Annotated in this window: 19 protein-coding genes; 11 read left to right on the forward strand and 8 right to left on the reverse strand. The window is 73.0% G+C overall.

Going from position 1 to position 18,461, the window contains the following annotated elements; genetic code table 11:
* Nucleotides 1–151: 151 nt before the first annotated feature.
* The 6 genes from urtE to ACFYWQ_RS20525 all read right to left on the reverse strand — a co-directional run bounded on the left by urtE (nucleotide 152) and on the right by ACFYWQ_RS20525 (nucleotide 6,293).
* Nucleotides 152–844, reverse strand: coding sequence for an urea ABC transporter ATP-binding subunit UrtE (gene urtE / locus ACFYWQ_RS20500; protein ID WP_389518231.1), 693 nt, complete (start codon nucleotides 842–844; stop codon nucleotides 152–154).
* Entirely contained in the window at nucleotides 844–1,617 is a 774-nt protein-coding gene (urtD, locus tag ACFYWQ_RS20505; protein WP_389518232.1) for an urea ABC transporter ATP-binding protein UrtD, read from the reverse strand. Before urtD ends, urtE begins: the two co-directional genes overlap by 1 nt.
* Nucleotides 1,614–2,726, reverse strand: coding sequence for an urea ABC transporter permease subunit UrtC (gene urtC, locus ACFYWQ_RS20510; RefSeq protein WP_389518233.1), 1,113 nt, complete (start codon nucleotides 2,724–2,726; stop codon nucleotides 1,614–1,616). Before urtC ends, urtD begins: the two co-directional genes overlap by 4 nt.
* Nucleotides 2,723–3,619, reverse strand: coding sequence for an urea ABC transporter permease subunit UrtB (gene urtB, locus ACFYWQ_RS20515; protein ID WP_389518234.1), 897 nt, complete (start codon nucleotides 3,617–3,619; stop codon nucleotides 2,723–2,725). The genes urtC and urtB overlap by 4 nt, the downstream gene beginning before the upstream one ends.
* A gap of 67 nt (nucleotides 3,620–3,686) precedes the next feature.
* Nucleotides 3,687–4,946 (reverse strand): urea ABC transporter substrate-binding protein, encoded by a 1,260-nt coding sequence (gene urtA / locus ACFYWQ_RS20520; protein ID WP_389518235.1) that lies wholly within the window; start codon nucleotides 4,944–4,946, stop codon nucleotides 3,687–3,689.
* Nucleotides 4,947–5,180: 234 nt separating this feature from the next.
* Nucleotides 5,181–6,293, reverse strand: coding sequence for a substrate-binding domain-containing protein (locus ACFYWQ_RS20525; protein WP_389518236.1), 1,113 nt, complete (start codon nucleotides 6,291–6,293; stop codon nucleotides 5,181–5,183).
* Nucleotides 6,294–6,618: 325 nt separating this feature from the next.
* Between ACFYWQ_RS20525 and ACFYWQ_RS20530 the strand changes: the two genes are divergently transcribed.
* The 6 genes from ACFYWQ_RS20530 to ACFYWQ_RS20555 all read left to right on the forward strand — a co-directional run bounded on the left by ACFYWQ_RS20530 (nucleotide 6,619) and on the right by ACFYWQ_RS20555 (nucleotide 10,770).
* The gene (locus tag ACFYWQ_RS20530) at nucleotides 6,619–7,056 is read left to right on the forward strand and encodes a MarR family winged helix-turn-helix transcriptional regulator (RefSeq protein WP_389518237.1); all 438 of its coding nucleotides are present in this window, start codon (nucleotides 6,619–6,621) and stop codon (nucleotides 7,054–7,056) included.
* Between the two features lie 241 nt (nucleotides 7,057–7,297).
* Nucleotides 7,298–7,462, forward strand: a complete 165-nt coding sequence (locus tag ACFYWQ_RS20535; protein ID WP_385074466.1) for a hypothetical protein — start codon at nucleotides 7,298–7,300, stop codon at nucleotides 7,460–7,462.
* Nucleotides 7,459–8,025 carry a sigma-70 family RNA polymerase sigma factor gene (locus ACFYWQ_RS20540; protein WP_389518238.1) on the forward strand — a complete coding sequence of 189 codons (567 nt, stop codon included), beginning with the start codon at nucleotides 7,459–7,461 and terminating at the stop codon, nucleotides 8,023–8,025. The genes ACFYWQ_RS20535 and ACFYWQ_RS20540 overlap by 4 nt, the downstream gene beginning before the upstream one ends.
* Nucleotides 8,022–8,891, forward strand: coding sequence for a hypothetical protein (locus ACFYWQ_RS20545; RefSeq protein WP_389518239.1), 870 nt, complete (start codon nucleotides 8,022–8,024; stop codon nucleotides 8,889–8,891). The genes ACFYWQ_RS20540 and ACFYWQ_RS20545 overlap by 4 nt, the downstream gene beginning before the upstream one ends.
* Nucleotides 8,892–9,223: 332 nt before the next feature.
* Nucleotides 9,224–9,619 (forward strand): VOC family protein, encoded by a 396-nt coding sequence (locus ACFYWQ_RS20550; protein ID WP_389518240.1) that lies wholly within the window; start codon nucleotides 9,224–9,226, stop codon nucleotides 9,617–9,619.
* Nucleotides 9,620–9,681: 62 nt separating this feature from the next.
* Nucleotides 9,682–10,770, forward strand: a complete 1,089-nt coding sequence (locus tag ACFYWQ_RS20555) for an adenosine deaminase (protein ID WP_389518241.1) — start codon at nucleotides 9,682–9,684, stop codon at nucleotides 10,768–10,770.
* Here ACFYWQ_RS20555 and ACFYWQ_RS20560 read toward each other — a convergent pair.
* The gene (locus tag ACFYWQ_RS20560; RefSeq protein WP_389518242.1) at nucleotides 10,734–11,249 is read right to left on the reverse strand and encodes a DUF664 domain-containing protein; all 516 of its coding nucleotides are present in this window, start codon (nucleotides 11,247–11,249) and stop codon (nucleotides 10,734–10,736) included. The genes ACFYWQ_RS20555 and ACFYWQ_RS20560 overlap by 37 nt on opposite strands.
* Nucleotides 11,250–11,475: 226 nt before the next feature.
* On the reverse strand, nucleotides 11,476–12,363 hold the full coding sequence (locus tag ACFYWQ_RS20565) for a LysR family transcriptional regulator (RefSeq protein WP_389518243.1): 888 nt from the start codon (nucleotides 12,361–12,363) through the stop codon (nucleotides 11,476–11,478).
* Between the two features lie 127 nt (nucleotides 12,364–12,490).
* Here ACFYWQ_RS20565 and mgrA point away from each other — a divergent pair, with 127 nt between their 5' ends.
* The 5 genes from mgrA to ACFYWQ_RS20590 all read left to right on the forward strand — a co-directional run bounded on the left by mgrA (nucleotide 12,491) and on the right by ACFYWQ_RS20590 (nucleotide 18,290).
* A complete protein-coding gene (gene mgrA / locus ACFYWQ_RS20570; RefSeq protein WP_389518244.1) occupies nucleotides 12,491–13,483 on the forward strand; it encodes an L-glyceraldehyde 3-phosphate reductase in 993 nt (330 codons plus the stop codon).
* A gap of 366 nt (nucleotides 13,484–13,849) precedes the next feature.
* Entirely contained in the window at nucleotides 13,850–14,260 is a 411-nt protein-coding gene (locus tag ACFYWQ_RS20575; RefSeq protein WP_389518245.1) for a hypothetical protein, read from the forward strand.
* A gap of 121 nt (nucleotides 14,261–14,381) precedes the next feature.
* Nucleotides 14,382–16,718, forward strand: a complete 2,337-nt coding sequence (locus ACFYWQ_RS20580; protein WP_389518246.1) for an FHA domain-containing protein — start codon at nucleotides 14,382–14,384, stop codon at nucleotides 16,716–16,718.
* Nucleotides 16,719–16,725: 7 nt separating this feature from the next.
* Nucleotides 16,726–17,304, forward strand: coding sequence for a hypothetical protein (locus tag ACFYWQ_RS20585; RefSeq protein WP_389518247.1), 579 nt, complete (start codon nucleotides 16,726–16,728; stop codon nucleotides 17,302–17,304).
* On the forward strand, nucleotides 17,304–18,290 hold the full coding sequence (locus tag ACFYWQ_RS20590; protein WP_389518248.1) for a serine/threonine-protein kinase: 987 nt from the start codon (nucleotides 17,304–17,306) through the stop codon (nucleotides 18,288–18,290). The genes ACFYWQ_RS20585 and ACFYWQ_RS20590 overlap by 1 nt, the downstream gene beginning before the upstream one ends.
* The last annotated feature ends 171 nt before the right edge of the window (nucleotides 18,291–18,461 follow it).

Consider the following 18,461-nt stretch of genomic DNA (forward strand, 5'->3'; position numbering starts at 1 on the left):
GCACGGAGCACGGAGTGCGGAGCGGTGCCGCGGGGACGCCGTCGGAGGCCTGCCGCCGACACCGCCGCCGTGCGGTCACGCGCCCGCCCGCCGACGGGCCGGGCCACGGCGGAGGTGCGTACCCCGCCGCGCGCCCGGCGCCGCCGTGCGCTCACACGCTGAGCGCCTCACGGACGGCGGCCTCCGACTCCCGGCCGCCCGTGCCGGACGAGGTGACCCGGCCCGCCTCCAGGACGTAGTACCGCCGCGCCGCCCGCATCGCGAAGCCGACGTGCTGCTCCACGAGGAGGACCGACAGACCGCCGCGGGCGGCCAGCGCGAGGACCGTCTCCTCGATCTCGGCGACCACCGAGGGCTGGATGCCCTCGGTCGGCTCGTCCAGGAGGAGGATCCGGGGCTCCGTCACCAGGGCGCGGGCGATGGCCAGTTGCTGGCGCTGGCCGCCGGAGAGCAGGCCCGCGCGCCGGCCGGAGAGCGCCCGGAGCGCGGGGAACAGGTCCAGGGCCTCGGCGACCGACTCCCGGCCCCGCCTGCGGCCGTCCGCGACGAGCTGGAGGTTCTCCGCCGTGGTGAGGTGCGGGAACGCCTGCTGGCCCTGCGGTACGTACGCCATGCCGCGCGCCACCCGTTCGTGGGGCGGGCGGCGGGTGATGTCCTCGCCGTCGAGACGGATCGTGCCGCTCGTCGGCGTGAGCAGGCCGACGGCCGCCCGCAGCAGGGTGCTCTTGCCGGCGCCGTTGTGCCCGAGCACCGCGGCGACCCCGTCCTCCGGCACCTCGACGCGCACGCCGTGCAGGACGGTGCTGCGGTGGTAGCCGACCCGGACGTCCTCGATCTGGAGCATCACGCCTCCCGTACGGCCGCGTCCGCGGTGTCCTCGGTGGCCGTGTGCCCGAGGTACACCTCCTGCACCTTCGGGTCGGCCTGCACGTCGGCGACGGTGCCCTCGCTGAGCACCCGGCCGGCGTGCAGCACGCTGACGCTGCGGGCGAAGGAGCGCATGAAGTCCATGTCGTGCTCGATGACGACGACGGTGCGGTCCTCGCTGATGCGCCGGAGCAGTTCGCCGGTGGCCCGGCGTTCGTCGTGGCTCATGCCGGCCACGGGCTCGTCCAGCAGCAGCAGCCGTACGTCCTGCACCAGTAGCATGCCGATCTCCAGCCACTGCTTCTGCCCGTGTGCGAGCGTCCCGGCGGGGGAGCCGGCCAGCTCCGCCAGCCCGACCGTCTCCAGCGCCCTCGCCACCGGCTCGGGCACGCCCTTGCGGCGGCGCAGCATCGTCCACGCGCCGCGCCCCGCGCCCGCCGCGATGTCCAGGTTCTGGAGGACCGTCAACTCCTCGAAGACGGTGGCGGTCTGGAACGTCCGCCCGATCCCCGACCGGGCGATCCGGTGCACACTGCGCCCGAGCAGTTCCTCGCCGCCGAACCGCACCGACCCCTGGGCCCGCACCAGCCCGGTGACCGCGTCCACCAGGGTGGTCTTGCCGGCGCCGTTGGGCCCGATGAGGAACCGCAGATCGCCGGGGCGCACGTCCAGGTCCACCCCGTCCACGGCGGTGAACCCGTCGAAGGCGACGCGCAGTCCGCGTATCTCGAGTCCCGCGGTTCCGCTCATGCCGCTTCTCCCACGGGAACGACGGGTGCGGGCTGCTCCGTGCGCGCCGACCGGCGCCGGCGGACGACCCCGGCCAGGGAGGCCAGACCGCCCGGCAGGAACGCCAGCGCCACGACGAACAGCAGCCCCTGGAAGTAGGTCCAGGCCGCCGGGAACTCCTCCGACAGCGCGGTCTTCGCCCAGGCGACCGCGAGCGCCCCGAGCACCGCGCCAGCCAGGCTGGCCCGCCCGCCGACCGCCGCGCCGATCACGAACTCGATCGACGGGACGATCCCGATCAGCGCGGGCGAGATGATGCCGACGGCCGGCACGAACAGCGCCCCCGCCAGTCCGGCCATGCCCGCCGCGACGACGTACGCGACGAGCTTGACGTTCGCCGGATCGTAGCCGAGGAAACGCACCCGCTCCTCGGAGTCCCGTACGGCGACGAGGAGTTCGCCGTAACGGCTGTGGACGAGCTGGCGGGCGAGCGCGATCAGGAGCAGCAGGGCGGCGGCGATGACGAAGTACACCATCCGCTGGTTGACCGGGTCGTCGAGGGCGTAGCCGAAGAAGCCCTGGATGTCGGTGAGGCCGTTGGTGCCGCCCGTGGTGGCCTGCTGGCCGACCAGCCAGATCGCGAAGGCGGAGGCGAGCGCCTGGCTGAGGATCGCGAAGTAGGCGCCCCTGACCCGGCGGCGGAACACGAACAGGCCGAGCACGGTCGCGACCGCCATCGGCAGCAGCACGGTCGCCGCGAGGGCGAACACCGGGCTCTCGAACGGTTTCCACCACCAGGGCAGTTCGGTGGCGGTGCCGTACAGGTGCATGAAGTCCGGCAGGTTGCCGGGGCCCGCGTCGGCGAGCTTCAGATGCATGGCCATGGCGTAGCCGCCGAGCCCGAAGAACACGCCCTGCCCCAGTGTCAGCATGCCGCCGCGCCCCCAGGCGAGGCAGACGCCGACGGCCACCATGGCCATGCACAGGTACTTGGCGAGCAGCCCCAGCCGGAAGTCGGACAGGACGACCGGGGCGACGGCGAACAGCAGGACGGCGGCACCGGCGAATCCGGCGGCGGCCCGCGCGGAACGCCTTTCCGGAACGGTCGTGCGTCCGGTGGGAACAGTCATACGAGACTCCTCGTGCGCAGCGTGTACAGCCCCTGGGGCCGCCACTGGAGGAACGCGACGATCGCGACCAGGACCAGCACCTTCGCGACGGAGACGGTGGTGGAGTACTCCAGCACCGACTGGAGCACCCCGAGGACGAAGGCGACGATCACGCTGCCCCTGAGCCGGCCGATCCCGCCGACCACGATCACCAGGAAGGCGTCGATGATCACGTTGGTGCCCATCGTCGGCCCGATGGGCCCGACCAGGGTGAGCGCCACCCCGGCGACCCCGGCGAGTCCGGAGCCGATGAAGAAGGCGGTGCGGTCCACGCGCGCGGTGGAGATGCCGGACACCTCCGCCAGGTCCCGGTTCTGCACCACGGCCCGGATCCGCCGGCCCAGCGGTGTCAGCCGCAGCGTCAGCGACAGCGCGACCACGGCCGCGACCGCCAGCGCCAGGATGAACAGGCGGCTCTCGGCGACGGTCAGCGGATCGTCGCCGCCGATGAGGGTGACGTTCCCGGTCAGCGCGTCCGGCGCGCGCGTCTGGACGTTCGGCGCGCCGAAGACGTCCCGGGCGAGTTGCTGGAGCATCAGCGAGACGCCCCAGGTGACGAGGAGCGTGTCGAGCGGCCGCAGATACAGACGGCGGATCAGCAGCCACTCCAGCAGGGCCCCGAGGGTTCCCGACACGACGAAGGCGACGGGCAGGGCGACGACGAGCGACCATCCGGCGCTCGACAGGGACTTCTGCACGACGTACGTGGTGTAGGCGCCCGCCATGATGAACTCGCCGTGGGCCATGTTGATGACGTTCATCTGGCCGAAGGTGAGCGACAGGCCGAGCGCGATGAGCAGCAGGACGGCACCGATCGAGATGCCGGTGAAGGTCTGACCGAGGACGACGGTCATACGGCGGCTCCGTGGGGGAGGCGGACGTCCGGGGGCCCGTGCGCACGGGCCCCCGCGCGACGGGCGGTCAGGACAGGCCGGAGGCCCAGGAGTAGCTCTTGAGGAACGGGTCCGGCTTGACGGGCTCCCCGGAGTTCCACACCTCGGTGATCAGGCCGTCGGTGCCGATCTTCCCGATGCGCGCGGTCTTGTGGAGGTGCTGCGAGGCGCCGTCGACGGTGACCTTGCCCTCGGGCGCGTCGAAGGTGATGCCGTCGGAGGCGGCCTTCACCTTCTCCGGATCGAAGGACTTCGCCTTCTGCACCATCGCCGCCCACAGGTACACCGAGGTGTACGCGGCCTCCATCGGGTCACTGGTCGGCTTGTCCGCACCGTACTTCGCCTTGTACGCCGCCACGAACTTCTCGTTCGCCGCGCCCGGTGTCGTCTGGTAGTAGTTCCAGGCCGTCAGCTGGCCCGCGAGGTACTGCGGTCCGATCGACTTGACCTCCTCCTCGGCGATCGACACCGAGACGACCGGCATGCCCTGCGCGGTCAGGCCCGCGGACTTGTACTCCTTGAAGAAGGCCACGTTGGAGTCGCCGTTGAGGGTGTTGAAGACGGCGTCCGCCTTCGACGCCTTCACCTTGTTGGCGATCGTGCTGAACTCCGTCGAGCCCAGCGGCGCGTAGTCCTCGCCGAGGACCGTCATGCCATTGGCCTTCGCGTACGCCTTGATCTCCTTGTTGGCGGTGCGCGGGAAGACGTAGTCGCTGCCGACCAGGTAGATGCTCTTCTTCCCCTGGTTCCTGAGGTAGTCGAGCGCCGGGACGATCTGCTGGTTGGTGGTCGCGCCCGTGTAGAAGATGTACGGGGACTCCTCCAGCCCCTCGTACTGCACCGGGTAGAACAGCAGCGACCGGTTCTTCTCGAAGACCGGTTTGACGGCCTTGCGGCTGGCGGAGGTCCAGCAGCCGAAGGTGGCGGCGACCTGGTCCTCCTTGATGAGCTTGGCCGCCTTCTCGGCGAACGTCGGCCAGTCGGAGGCGCCGTCCTCGCTGACCGGCTCGATCTTCTTGCCGAGCACCCCGCCGGAGGCGTTGATCTCGTCGACGGCCAGCAGCAGCGCGTTGCGTACGGTCACCTCGCTGATCGCCATGGTGCCGGAGAGCGAGTTGAGCAGACCGACCTTGACCGTGTCGCCGCTGACGTCGATCTCGGCGGCCCGGTCGGACGAGGAGCCGGCCGCGTCGGTCTTGGCGCCGCACGCGGACAGGGCGACGACGGCCGCGAGCGCGGCACCGCCGGCCAGGAAACGGCGACGGGGAAAGGGTGAACCGCTGGACAAGACAACCCCCTCGGGTAGGGAGGAGTGAACCTCCTGAAGCGCGGTCCACAGCCTCAAGTCGCCCTGTTTCAGCGGTGTTTCGCGGGACTTTCCCGCAGGCAACAAAAAGGCCCCGGTGCACTGTGAGGGGCATTCAGCACTGCTCAATGGAGCAGTGCGTCAGCTGAATTCACAATTCGCCCGAGGCATTCTAGTTATTTTCTGTGGGAAGTATCTTGGGAGGCTCGGGAGGTGTCAAGGGTGCGCACCGCGCGGGTCCAGTTCGGTGACCACGTCGAAGTCGAGCCCGTCCGCGCGGGCCAGGTAGATGCGCTGGCGGACGTGGCTGCCCCGCAGACGGAGCAGCCCGCGCGGACCCTCGTAGGACACCGTGCCGGCCGCCGCGCCGATCGCCGTCACGTCCAGCGTGCCCGCCCGCCTGAGCAGCGCGGCCAGCAGCAGGACGCCCTCGTGGCAGGATTCGCCGAGGCTGCCCGGGGCGGGCGCCTCGACCCCGAAGCGGCGGGCGTAGCGCCCGTGGAAGTCGAGCGTGTCGGCGTTGGCCAGCGAGGCGAAGAACCCGGCGGTGCTGTAGAGGTCCACGGTGGCCGAAGGGCCGCTCGCCACCAGCATGTTCTCGTCCATCAGCGTGCTGAGCCGCAGACAGCGCGCGTCCAGTCCGCGGGCGGCGAACGCGCGGTTGAAGCGGACCGCGTCGCTGCCGACGAGCAGCAGGAGCACCGCGTCCGCCTCGGAGCGCTCGATGCGCCGCAGGACCGGCTCGAAGTCGTGCGTCCCCAGCGGCAGATACACCTCGTCGCCGATCCGGCCGCCCGCCTCCCGCGCGTACGCGTGCGCCGCGCGGGCCGTGCGCCGGGGCCACACGTAGTCGTTGCCGACCACGAACCACCGGCGCACCCGCCGCTCGTGCGCCAGCAGCACCATCGCGGGCCGGAGCTGGTCGCGGGGCGTCTCGCTCGTCAGGAACACCCCGGCCGTGTGCTCACCGCCCTCGTACAGCGCGGTGTATACGTACGGCACGCGGTGGGCGATCCTCGGTGCCAGCGCCTGCCGCACCGAGGAGATGTGCCAGCCCGTGACACCCTGTACGGCGCCCAGGTCCACCAGCGCCTCGACCCGGTCGGCGACCTCGCGCGGCGGCGCCCCGCCGTCCACCGGCAGCAACCGCAGCTCCCGGCCGAGCACCCCGCCCGCCCGGTTGACCTCCTCCACCGCCAGCAGCGCGCACAGCTCGCAGGCCGGCCCGAAGATCCCCGCCGGCCCCTGCTGGGGGAAGACCAGGGCCACACCGAGCACGGAGTCGTCGGCCGTGAACCGGCCGGAGTCGGGGGAAGGACGCCGGAACATGGCGTCATGCTCGCCGGTCCGCCGGGTGAACTCCAGCCCGTCTCCTACGATGTGCGCACCTCGTGACCTGGGGCGTGTCCTTCGGATCACCCCGGGGCCGCGGGGCGTGGCACGCGCTCCCCCAGAGGGGGTGCCCCCAGCGGCGTTGTCGTCGGTCGCCGATTCCCCCACGCTCGGCTGCGCTCGCGCGGGAGGTGCCCCCATCGCGTCGACGCCCTCCTCCGCCTTGCAGCTGCACGCACCACGCCCCGCTCACCGGCATCCACAGTGCACCGCAGATAGAGTCGGGCTGATCCGAAAGACACGCCCTAGGAGCGATTCCGGGATGCCCACCTCGTCGCCGCGCGGCCCGCACGACCTGATGCAGCTGCTCACCCGGGCCGAGCGGCTGGCCGCGCGCCGGCTGCGGGCCGCCCTGGACGAGGAGGGCTGCTCGCTGGACGCCTGGCGGGTGCTCGCCCGGCTCTCCGACGGCGCCGGCCACCACATGACGGCGCTCGCCGAGGCCGCCTTCCTGCCGGCGCCCACCCTGACCAAGCTGGTCGACCACCTCGTGGACCAGAACCTCGTCCACCGCCGCGTCGACCCCCTGGACCGGCGCCGCATCCTCGCCCACCTCACCCCGCGCGGCCAGGAGTACTGGCGGCGCGTCGACCGCGCGGTGCACGCGGCCTGGCCGGCCCGCGGCGACGACGACGAGGAACTGCTGCGCGCCCTGCTGGGCCGCCTCGCCGAGACGCTGGACGACGCGTCCCGCGTCTGAGACCCCTGGAAGCGGAGGAAGCGGACATCCATGGGCGGAAGTCGTCCCAAGTCGGTCGCAACGGCACGGTCGTTAGTCCGGAACGGCGCGCTCCGTAGTCCGAAACGGCCAATTCCATAGGACTTTCGAATCTCGTCTGCACGAAACACGTCCGCCCGGACGCCGTGGGGGCAGAAGGTGTAACCGTCGCCTTCCGGGGCCCGTGAGCCCCGCACAGCCAGCGGAGAGGACCGAAGGGTCCGTGAACGACCAGTTCGATCAGCTCGTCCGGGACATGGCGCTGTCCCTGCTCGCCCTGCGGGTCTTCGGGCCCGCCGCCGTCGCCCTCGCGCGCCGGGTCGCCGCCGCGCTCGTGCGGGTGGGCGTCCGCGAGATGGACCACCGGCTCCCGGGAGGCGATCGGTGACCCAGGAGGAGCTGCGGCCGGCCGGAAGGCCACGGGCGCCGGAGAAACTGCCCCTGGACTTCGCCGCCTTCCACCAGATGCACCGCCCCCGCTACGTCCGCGAGGCCGAGCGCTGTCTGCGCAGCCGTGCGGACGCCGAGGAGGCCGTGGACGAGGCGTTCGTCCAACTCGCCCGGGAGTGGCAGCAGATACTGCGCGCCGAGAACCCCGCCGCCTACGCCTGGCGCGTGATGAAGAACCGCGTCATCGACCACGCCCGCGCCCGCGGGCGGCGGCCCACCCTCATGGACACCGCGGTCTTCGAGACCGTCACCCTCCAGTGCGCCGAGGACGCCTTCGAGGTGATCGAACAGAACCTCCGGCTGTTCCGCGCGATCTCCGGCCTCCCCGAGCGCCAGCGGGACGTCATCCGGCTGCGCTACTGCGAGGGCTACAGCACCGCCGACGTGGCGTTCCACCTGGGCATCACCGAAGCCGGAGTGCGCTCCACCGAGCGCTACGCCAAACGCCGTCTGCGGGAGATCTACGCATCGTGCGCCGAGGAGGAGGCGGAGCACTCATGACCTTCGACACCGCGAGCGACATGGACACCCTGCTGGCCAGGGCGCGCCTCGTGCCCACGGCCCCCTACAGCCGCTCGGACATCGAGGCCGCCGAGGCCCGTGTCGCCGCCCGGGTCGCGGCCCGCGCCGGCGACGAGCCCGTCGCCGCCCGAGCCTGCCCCCGGCACACCGCGACCACCCGCCACGCCCCGGGGGTCCACCCCGCGGCCCGGGACCTGCGGGCGCTGTGCGAGGCGCTGCTGACCCACACCGGCGCCCTGCACGACCTCGGCAACTTCCTCGGCAGCGCGCTGCCGGAGCCCTCGGGCGCGCGCCTCCTCGGCGGCATCCTCTACCTGGCCGGCTGCGAGGACAGCGCCCGTTTCTGGTGGCAGTACGGCGCCGGCGCCTCCGACACCGTCTCCTCGTACTGCCTCTACCTCCACCACCGCTCCACGGGGGAGGACGAGGAGGCCGACTGGTGGCTGAGCCACACCGAGATCACTCCCGCCACGCTGAGCAGGGAGGCCACCGAGCTGGAGATCGCCACGGCGTTGCACGTGCTGCGCGGGCTGCGACGCGGCCGCAGGGGGCTGCCCAAGGCGTTGCGGGCGCTGGTGGAGTACGTGCCGGCGGTGGTCGGCTTCGTCGACGACGACCTCGAACTCCCCCTGCCGGACGGCGATCTGGCCGACATCGTGGAGGAGGTCGTCGCGCGCGGCACACCGCCCGCCGGGGAACGCCGGCGGGCCCGGTCCGCCTCCCTGCCCTCACGCCGGGAGCCGGCCGTGCACACGGTGTCGTCGGCCACCCCCCGCACGGCCCGGCACTGGAGCCGCGACGTGCAGGAGGCGCTGCGCAGGTGCGAGGAGACCGTGGCCTGCTGAAGGACCACGGCCTGCCCGTGTGAAGGACCACGGCCTGCCCGTGTGAAGGACCACGGCCTGCCCGTGCCGGCGTCCGCGGTGTGTGGAACGACACTCCACGGATGACCACCGCGAGGACCACCGCGGACGCCGCGGGTGATCCCACCCCCTCCTCGGGCCCGGGTCCGACCACCCCCTCGGTCACTGGGCCCAGCACCACGTGGCCGGGGCCGCCCGGCCGGCACCGACGTTGGCGTCCGTGACGTTTTACGTATAACCTCTCCCGCCATCACCCCTGACCACCCCCGCCGCGCCCGGTCCTCCGACCCCCGCCGGCTTCCCGGAAGGCCCCCATGCCCCGCATCGACCTGGTCACCCTCGTCGTCGACGACTACGACGAGGCGATCCGCTTCTACACCGAGGCCCTCGGCTTCCGCCTCGCCGAGGACGAGCCCCGCCCCGGCGGCTCGCGCTGGGTCGTCGTGCGCCCGGGGACCGGCCAGGACGGCACCGGACTGCTCCTGGCCCGCGCCGCGCACGACGCCCAGCGCGCCCGGGTGGGCGACCAGACCGGCGGCCGCGTCGGCTTCTTCCTGCACACCGAGGACTTCGCCCGCGACCACGCCCGGATGCTGGCCGCCGGGGTGACCTTCCTGGAGGAGCCCCGCCACGAGCCCTACGGCTCCGTCGCCGTCTTCCAGGACCTGTACGGCAACCGCTGGGACCTGCTCCAGCCGGCCCGGCACTGAGACCTCCAGACCTCCACACCCCTCCACAGACCTCCGAGAAAGAAAGCCGGGAAAGACCGCCGATGACCGCCCCCCGCCTCGACACCGACACCCTCCGCCGGCTCCCCAAGGCCGTCCTGCACGACCATCTCGACGGCGGCCTGCGCCCCGCCACCGTCGTCGAGCTCGCGGAGGACGCCGGCCACGCCCTGCCCACCAGGGACCCCGAAGAGCTGGCCGCCTGGTACGTCGAGGCCGCCGGCTCCGGCGACCTGGTCCGCTACATAGGGACCTTCGAGCACACCCTCGCCGTCCTCCAGACCCGCGAGGGCCTGCTGCGCGCCGCCGAGGAGTACGTGCTCGACCTGGCAGCCGACGGCGTGGTCTACGGCGAGGTGCGCTACGCCCCCGAGCTGATGCTGAAGGGCGGGCTGAGCCTGCCGGAGGTCGTCGAGACCGTCCAGGAGGGGCTCGCGGCCGGTACGGCGAAGGCGGCCGCGGCCGGCACCCCGGTCCGGGTCGGCACCCTGCTCTGCGGCATGCGCATGTTCGACCGCACGCGGGCCACCGCCGATCTGGCCGTCGCCTTCCGGGACGCGGGCGTCGTCGGGTTCGACATCGCCGGCGCCGAGGACGGCTTCCCGCCCGCCGACCACCTGGACGCCTTCGAGCACCTGCGCCGCGAGAACGTGCCGTTCACGATCCACGCCGGCGAGGCCCACGGCCTGCCCAGCATCCACCAGGCCCTCCAGGTGTGCGGGGCCCAGCGCATCGGCCACGGCGTGCGGATCACCGACGACATCGTCGACGGCAAGCTCGGACGGCTGGCCGGATGGGTGCGCGACCGCCGTGTCGCCCTGGAGATGTGCCCGACCTCCAACCTCCAGACCGGGGCCGCCCCGTCCATCGCCGGGCACCCGATCACCGCGCTGAAGGACCTCGGCTTCCGGGTCACCCTCAACACCGACAACCGGCTGGTCTCCGGCACGACGATGACCCGGGAGATGTCCCTGCTGGTGGCGGAGGCGGGCTGGACGGCCGAGGACCTGCGCACCGTCACCGTGAACGCCCTGAAGAGCGCGTTCATCCCGTTCGACGAGCGCCGGGCGCTCATCGAGGACGTCGTACTGCCGGGTTACGCGCCCGAGCTCGCCAGCAGCCCGCGCACATAGGCCGCCTGCCCCACGTGCTGGAGGTCGTCGGACAGGACGCTGACCAGCCGGACGCCCAGCGTGACCGGCGGATCCCACCGTTCGTCCACGACGCGCTCCAGATCCGCCGCCCTCACCCCGCGCAGCGCCTGGAGGGTCTGCGCGTGGACGGCGTCGTGGTAGCCGGTCAGCAGGCCGGCGGAGTCGACCCGCACCCGGGCGACCTTCGCCGCGCTGTGCCCGTACCCGGTGTCACGGCGGGGCAGGTCCAGCCCGAAGCGTTTCTCCCAGTCCTGCGACAGCCACACCTGGTCGAGCCCGAAGGCGTCCGCCACGTGGTCGTCCTGGACACGGGTGAGGTGCCAGACCAGCCAGGCGACCGAGTTGGTCTCGGCGGTGGGCCGGGCGTTGAGGTCGTCGGGGTCCAGGCCCTCGACGGCGGCGTGGACTTCTTCCCGGATGCGGTCGTACCCGTCGATGAGGATGTCCTTGGCATGCATACGTCCACCATGGCGCACCCCGCGCCCGCGTGCCGCTTCTCCGGCCGACACCGGCCACCCGCCCCCGTCGGCCACCCGCCCCCGTCGGCCGTTCGGTCGGCCCTCGGCGACCGAGACCGCCCGACTCCTACCCGCTGGGGCGGGACCCTTGCCCGCCGGACCGCCGGACCGCCGGACCGCCGGACCGCCGGACCGCCGGACCGCCGGACCGCCGGACCGCCGGACCCTACGCGGCGTCCCCCGCCTCCAGCAGCGCCATCAGCGCCCGGGCCGCCGGGCTGGTCGCCTGCGGCGGCGGCAGCAGGGCGACCGTCTCGTAGACCACTTCGCCGACCCCCTTCAGGGGCAGCGCGGTGAGCGCCTGCCGCTTGTGCCGGAAGTGGCGCGGCACGACGGCGATGCCGAGGTTCTCGTCCACCAGGTCCAGCAGGCTGTGCACGTCGTTCACCTCCAGGGCGACCGTGCGGTGGGCGCCCGCGGCGGCGAAGGCGGTGTCGGTGGCGCGGCGCGGGCCCCAGTCCGGGTGGAAGTCGACGAACACCTCGCCGGCGACGTCGGCGGGGGTGAGCGCGGCCGCCGCTCCGGCCAGGCGGTGGTCGGGGTGGCACAGCACGTACATCGGCTCGCCGGCCAGGGGCACCGAGCGCGGCTGGTCGCCGTCCCCGCGGGTTCGGTAGGCGAAGGCGAGGTCGAGGCGGCCGGCCGCGACCTCGTCGGCGAGCGCCCCCGAGCCGGTCTGCCGCAGCCGGATCTCCACGTCCGGGTGCCGCCGCCGGAACGCGGCCAGCAGCCCCGCCACGTGCACGCCCGCGATGCACTGCTCGGTGCCGACCGAGAGCGTGCCGCGCACCACGCCCTGCACGGCGGCCACCGCCTCGTGCGCCGCCCGCACCTGCGCCAGGATGCGCTCCGCCTCCGCCAGCAGCGCGCGCCCGGCCTCGGTGAGCGTCACCCGGCGGGTCGTGCGCACGAACAGCGGTGCCCGCAGCTCCCGCTCCAGGGTCCGGATGGACGCCGACAGGCCCGACTGGGAGACCATCAGGCGTTCGGCGGCCCGGGTGAAATGCTGGTCCTCGGCGACCGCGACGAAGTGCTGGAGATGGCGCAGTTCCATGATTGAGAAGCGTAGCCGCTGAATCCCATCGCATTCTTCTGTTGGACCACTACCCGCAGGTAGGGCCAGAGTGGTCGGCGGTTCCCGTGAAACCGATCCGCCGAGCCCACCCCCTCCTGGAGTCGCGTTGTACACCGCACACCCCGACCGCTACGCGGACATGCCCTACCGGCGCACCGGACGCAGCGGCCTCAAGCTCCCCGCGCTCTCGCTCGGACTGTGGCACAACTTCGGCCCGGACCGCCCGGCCGAGGTCCAGCGCGCCATCCTGCGCCGCGCCTTCGACCTCGGCATCACCCACTTCGACCTCGCCAACAACTACGGCCCGCCGCCCGGCGCCGCCGAGTCCGCGCTGGGCGATTTCCTGCGGACCGACTTCGCGGCGTACCGCGACGAGCTGGTCATCTCCACCAAGGCGGGCTACCTGATGTGGCCCGGCCCGTACGGTGAGTGGGGCTCCCGGAAGTACGTGCTGTCCTCGCTGGACCAGAGCCTGAAGCGGATGGGACTGGACTACGTCGACATCTTCTACTCGCACCGCCCCGACCCGGAGACTCCCCTGGAGGAGACGATGGGCGCCCTGCACTCCGCGGTCCAGCAGGGCAAGGCGCTGTACGTCGGCGTCTCCAACTACTCGGCGGAGCAGACCCGGGAAGCGGCCCGCATCCTCGGCGAGCTGGGCACCCCGCTCCTCATCCACCAGCCGCGCTACTCGATGCTCGACCGCCGCCCGGAGAGCGAGGGCCTGCTCGACGCCCTGGACGAGCTCGAGGTCGGCTCCATCGTGTTCTCCCCGCTGGAGCAGGGCCTGCTCACCGCCCGCTACCTCGACGGCATCCCGGAGGACTCGCGTGCGGCGAGCGACAGCCCCTTCCTGAACTCCGAGGCGGTCACCGAGGAACTGGTGGGCAGGCTGCGCGCCCTCGACGACATCGCCAGGTCCCGGGGCCAGTCGCTGGCCCAGCTGGCCCTGGCCTGGGTGCTGCGCGGCGGCCGGGTCACCTCCGCCCTGGTCGGCGCGAGCAGTGCCCGGCAGATCGAGGACAGCGTCGGCGCGCTGGACAACCTCGACTTCGACGCGGACGAGCTGAAGCGGATCGACGCGGTGATCAACGGCTGAGCCCTGGACCGGCGCGGTGATCAGCGGCTGAGCCCTGGACCGGCGCGGTGATCGACGGCTGAGCCCTGGATCGACGCGGCTCCCGGCTTCCGACGGCCCGGCGCGCGTGACGGACCTCGTCGCGCGCGCCGGGCCGATGTGCGTCCACCGCCGGCTCCCCGGAAGCGGCGGACGGCGTCATGACGTCCGGGACCCCCGCCGGAATTCGGCCATGAACGGCGCGGAATATGCCAGGAGAGTGGCCGGAAATCCATGGTGACAGTGTTTCAGTAGTCAACATACTCGGATGTCAGGGGCAGTTCATCCCACTCGAGCCGCACGGAAAGCGAGGCCGCACCGGCAGGAGAGCGACCGGGGGAGAAGAACGTGCACGACGAATTCCTGTGCCATGTCACCGCGTACGGTGTCTGCGACGGCCGCCGCATCGGCGTGCCGCTGGGCACCTACCGTGCGCCGACGCTGGCCCTCGCCCTGTGGTGGCTGCGGGACCGGGCCTCCTGGATCGCCGAGCGGCTCGACCCGCGGCCCGAGGGAACGCCCTTCCCGACCGGCGCCCTCGTGCCGGTCGCCGACACCGTGCCGGACGTGCCCGTCCTGCTGCGGGCCTGGTGCGCCGACGTGGAGCAGCAGGAACGGGTCGCCGACGAACTGGCCGGCGGACGGCTGGTGCGGATCGCCGCCAGCGACGACACCACCGAGTACGAACTGCTCGCCGAGTCCGTCGACGCCCTGCGGATGCAGCGCGTCGTCCCGGCGCTCGTCCTTCCCGTCGGCTGACACGGGACATGGGCTGACACGTGATATCGGCCGACACGGGACATCGGCTGACGCGGGACAGGGTGGGGCACCGGCGCTCCCCGGCGGGGCGCGGAAGAGGGCGAATCGATAGAATTCCGGCATGGTGGAGCGGTCGGCCGCCCCGACGGCGCCCGAGCTCGGACTGGAGACCGAGACGGGCTCCACGGTGATGACCCCGACCCGGGCCTACCACATCGGCCGGGACCCCCTCAGCGACATCGTCCTCGACGACGACCGTGTCTCCTGGCGCCACGCGGTCCTGTGGCCCGACGGCGACCACTGGACCCTCTACGACGCCCACAGCACCAACGGCACCTACGCCGACGGCCGCCGCGTCCATGCGCACCCCGTCGGCCCCGGCAGCGTGATCCGCTTCGGCCACCCCGACGACGGCCCCTACGCCGTCCTGAGCGGCCGTCCGCCGTCGGCGCAGCGCCCGTCCGTGGTGTCCGGCCCCCTCGTGACGGGGACGTTCCGGCAGCCCACGAGCGTCCGCCCGCTGCCCGCCCGCACCGTCCACGTCGGCCGCGCCGCCGACAACGAACTGGTCCTCGACGACCTGGTCGTCTCGCGCCGGCACGCCGAACTGCACGCCCTGCCCGACGGCGGCTACGAGATCGCCGACCTCGGCAGCCACAACGGCACCTATCTCAACGGCCGGCCCGTCACCACCGCCCCGATCGGACCGGGCGACGTCGTCGGCATCGGCCACTCGGCGTTCCGCCTGGTCGGCGACACCCTCCAGGAGTACGTCGACACCGGCGAGGTCTCCCTCGACGTGGAGGACCTCACCGTCGCCGTCGACCGGGGCCGTACCGTCCTCCTGGACCACGTGTCGTTCCCGGTGGGGGAGAAGTGCCTGCTCGCCGTCGTCGGACCCAGTGGCGCCGGCAAGTCGACCCTGCTCCGCGCCCTCACCGGACAGCGCCCCGCCGACCACGGCACGGTCGTCTACGACGGGCGCGACCTCTACCGTGACTACGCCGAACTGCGCCAGCGCATCGGCCTCGTACCGCAGGACGACATCCTGCACACCCAGCTCACCGTGCGCAGCGCCCTCACCTACGCCGCCGAACTGCGCTTCCCGCAGGACACCGCCCGCGCCGAGCGCCGCGGGCGGGTCGAGGAGGTCATGCGCGAGCTGGGCCTGGAACAGCGGGCCGGGCAGCACGTGCACAGCCTCTCCGGCGGCCAGCGCAAACGCGTCAGCGTCGCCCTGGAACTCCTGACCAGACCGTCCCTGCTCTTCCTCGACGAGCCCACCTCCGGCCTCGACCCCGGCATGGACCGCTCGGTGATGCACATGCTCCGCGGCCTCGCCGACGACGGCCACACGGTCGTCGTCGTCACCCACAGCGTGCTCAGCCTGGACGTCTGCGACCGGCTCCTCGTCCTCGCCCCCGGCGGCAAGGTCGCCTACTACGGCCCGCCCGAGGACGCCCTCCCCTTCTTCGGGTTCCGGCAGTGGCCCGAGGCCTTCGAGGCCTTCGACCGGGACCCGGACCGCGACTGGGCGGGCGAGTACGCCCACTCGCCCTTCCACCGGCGGTACGTCACCGACTCCGGCGCCCAGCCCGCGCCGCCCCGCTACGGCCCGGTGATCCTGCCGCCGCCGGCCCGGCCCCGCAGCCGCCTCGCCCAGCTCGGCACCCTGGTCCGCCGCTACACCGCGGCCCTCGGCGCCGACCGCACCTTCCTGACCGTCATGATCGCCCTGCCGTTCGTGATGGGGGCGATGGCCCGCGCCCTCGCCGGCGGCGCGCTCACCCGGGACACCGCGATGAACACGCTGCTCATCCTGTGCGTCGGCGGCGTCCTCACCGGAGCCGCCAACGCCGTGCGCGAACTCGTCAAGGAACGCGTGATCTACCGGCGCGAGCGGGCCGTCGGCCTGTCCAGATCGGCGTACCTGATGTCGAAGATCGTCGTGCTCGGCACGGTGACCGTGGTGCAGGCCGTCGTGCTGACCCTGGTCGCCCTGGCCGGCGTCGACCTCGGCGCGCCCGGCGGCGACGGCGTGCTGATGCCGCCGCTGGCCGAGATCACCGTGGCGGTCGCCCTGCTGGCCTTCACCGCGATGACGCTGGGCCTGGTGATCTCCGCGCTCGTGCCCAAGGAGGAGGTGACGATGCCGCTGCTGGTGCTGCTCGCCGTCGTCCAGGTGGTGTTCTGCGGCGCGCTGCTGCCGCTGGACGGGGTGCCCGGCCTGGAGCAGGTGGCGTGGCTGGTGCCCTCCCGCTGGGCGTTCGGCGCGATGGCCGGCACACTCGACCTGGCCCGGACCGTGCCCGGCGAGGTGACCGCGGATCCCCTCCTGCGGCACACGGCGGGCACGTGGCTGCTGGACGTGGGGATGCTCGTGGTGCTCTCCGCCGTCTTCTGCCACGTCGTGGCCCGGCTGCTGCGCCGGCACGAACCCGCCGTGATGCGGAAGTAGGCGCACCATGACGATCCCCGGCTTCCGGCCCACGCATGTCGTCCCCCGGCGGGGCATGCCCTCCTGGGAGGCCCCCGACCCCGCCCGCCCCACCGTGCCCCTCGACCCGCTGCTGCCCGTCCGGCTCGTCGAACGGCGCGGGGACTGGGGACGCGTGCTGTGCGCCAACGGCTGGTCGGCCTGGGTGGACGGCCGGTACCTGGTGGCCGTCCCCCAGGACCCGCCGCTCGCCGAGGACCTCACGGCCGTCACCGACCCGCGTCCCCTCCTCGGCGGTGCCGAACGGGCCCTCGCGCGCTACCGGGCCGCCGTCGAGGACCTCGCCGGCGGCGCCCTCGACGGCGAGACCTTCCACCGCCGCACCCAGGGCCTGCGCATCGGGGTCGTCGTCGACGGCGAGTCCATGTGGCTCTACGACGCCGACCGGGGGCGGTGGGCGTACGGCGACGGCACCCGCCTGAGCACCTACGCGGCCGACGATCCGCCCCACCCGGCCGACGGTCCGCCCCGTACGGCGGGAGACGACGGCCCGCCCGACGACGGGCCCGCCCAGACCCGGACCGTCGCCTCCGACGGTGACCCCTGATGGCAGGGGAGGCCGGCCTCTTCTCCGGCCCGCCCGGCGAACTGACCGGGCGGCGCATCGCCGGGTACCGCATCGAGCAGGAGATCGGCCGCGGCGGCATGGCCGTCGTCTACCGCGCCCATGACCTGCGCCTGGACCGCACCGTCGCCCTCAAACTGCTCGCCCCGGAACTGGCCCGCGACGACACCTTCCGCAGACGCTTCGTCCAGGAGTCGAAGACGGCCGCCGCGATCGACCACCCGCACATCGTGCCGGTCTTCGAGGCCGGCGAGACCGACGGCGTCCTGTACATCGCCATGCGCCACGTCGCCGGCCGCGACCTGCGCCACCTCCTCGACAGCCGGGGCCCGCTGCCGCTGCCGGCCGCCCTCCGCATCGCCGCCCAGGTGGCCTCCGCGCTCGACGCCGCCCACGAGCACGGCCTCGTCCACCGGGACGTCAAGCCCGGCAACGTCCTCGTCGACCGCGGCACCGACAGCGACCACCCCGAGCACGTCTACCTCACCGACTTCGGCCTGACGAAGAAGTCGCTGTCCCTGAGCGGCTTCACGCAGGTCGGCCGGTTCGTCGGCACCCTCGACTACGTCGCGCCCGAGCAGATCTCCGGCCGCCCCGTCGACGGCCGCTGCGACGTCTACAGCCTCGCCTGCGTCGTCCACGAGACCCTCGCGGGCCGTCCGCCCTTCCGCCGCGACGACGACATGGCCCTGCTGTGGGCCCACCGGTACGACGACCCGCCCCCGCTCACCGGGGCCCGCCCCGACCTGCCCGCACGCGTCGACGAGGTCTTCGCCCGGGCCCTGGCCAAGAACCCCGACGCCCGCCACCCGACCTGCCTCGCCTTCGTCGCCGACCTGAGGGCGGCCGCGGCGGGCGGCCCGGGCGCCGGCCACCCGCGGACCCGGGTGGACCCCGGGGCGGCGGGGGAGGGACGGCCGAAACCACCGCCGGACTGGGCGGCGCCGGTGTTCGGGGGGAGGGAATAGGAGGCCGCGAGCGAGGCGCGGCCCCGGGCGGCCTCATTACGGCGGGCCTCGGATCGTCCCCCAGGGCGGCTTCAGTACGGCGGGCCTCGGATCGTCCCCCAGGGCGGCTTCAGTACGGCGGGCCTCGGATCGTCCCCCAGGGCGGCTTCAGTACGGCGGGCCTCGGATCGC

Origin of the sequence: Streptomyces sp. NPDC003247 (genome assembly GCF_042888135.1) — a bacterium.
Taxonomy (GTDB): Bacteria; Actinomycetota; Actinomycetes; order Streptomycetales; family Streptomycetaceae; genus Streptomyces.